The organism is Catenovulum agarivorans DS-2, assembly GCF_000568405.1.
Lineage (GTDB): Bacteria > Pseudomonadota > Gammaproteobacteria > Enterobacterales > Alteromonadaceae > Catenovulum > Catenovulum agarivorans_A.
The window spans coordinates 1-1179 of the sequence record NZ_ARZY01000094.1; the positions used below are offsets into that span (position 1 = coordinate 1).

The following is a 1179-nucleotide window of genomic DNA, read 5'->3' on the forward strand; positions in this document are numbered from 1 at the left end:
ATTTTAGCTACAACGCCAGCACCAACGGTACGACCACCTTCACGGATTGCGAAGCGTAAACCTTCGTCCATCGCGATTGGTGAAATCAATTCTACTACCATTTTGATGTTGTCGCCTGGCATTACCATTTCTACGCCTTCTGGTAACTCTACTGCACCAGTTACGTCAGTTGTACGGAAGTAGAACTGTGGACGGTAACCTTTGAAGAATGGAGTATGACGACCACCTTCTTCTTTTGATAATACGTATACTTCTGACTCAAACTTAGTGTGAGGTGTGATTGAACCTGGCTTACATAATACTTGACCACGTTCTACGTCATCACGCTTAGTACCACGTAATAATGCACCAATGTTTTCACCCGCACGACCTTCGTCAAGAAGCTTGCGGAACATTTCTACACCTGTACAAGTCGTTTTTTGCGTCTCGCGGATACCTACGATTTCGATTTCATCACCTACGTTGATGATACCACGCTCTACACGACCTGTTACTACTGTACCACGACCAGAGATTGAGAATACATCTTCTACTGGCATCAAGAATGGCTTATCGATGTCACGCTCTGGCTCTGGGATGTATGAATCTAAAGCTTCGCCTAATTCTACGATTTTCGCTTCCCAGTCTGCATCGCCTTCTAAAGCTTTTAATGCTGAACCTTGGATTAATGGTAAATCGTCACCTGGGAAGTCGTATTCTGAAAGTAATTCACGTACTTCCATTTCTACTAATTCTAATAACTCTTCGTCATCTACCATGTCACATTTGTTCATGAATACGATGATGTAAGGTACACCTACCTGACGTGATAACAAGATGTGCTCACGTGTTTGTGGCATTGGGCCATCTGCAGCACTTACTACTAAGATTGCGCCGTCCATCTGTGCAGCACCTGTGATCATGTTTTTAACATAATCCGCGTGTCCAGGACAGTCTACGTGTGCGTAGTGACGAGTTGGTGTGTCATATTCAACGTGTGAAGTATTGATTGTAATACCACGCTCACGCTCTTCTGGTGCATTATCGATTGACGCGAAGTCTTTTGCTTCACCACCGTGTACTTTAGCTAATACTGTTGTAATAGCTGCTGTTAGCGTTGTTTTACCGTGGTCAACGTGTCCAATTGTACCTACGTTAACGTGCGGTTTAGTACGTTCAAATTTTGCTTTAGCCACTTTC

At 43.9% G+C, this 1179-nt stretch carries 1 protein-coding gene; it reads right to left on the reverse strand.

What is annotated here, in order from left to right; translation table 11 throughout:
* Positions 1 to 1175, reverse strand: a 1175-nt coding sequence (gene tuf / locus DS2_RS19330; RefSeq protein ID WP_035016729.1) for an elongation factor Tu, incomplete at its 3' end; no start/stop codon positions are given.
* Between the last annotated feature and the right edge of the window lie 4 nt (positions 1176 to 1179).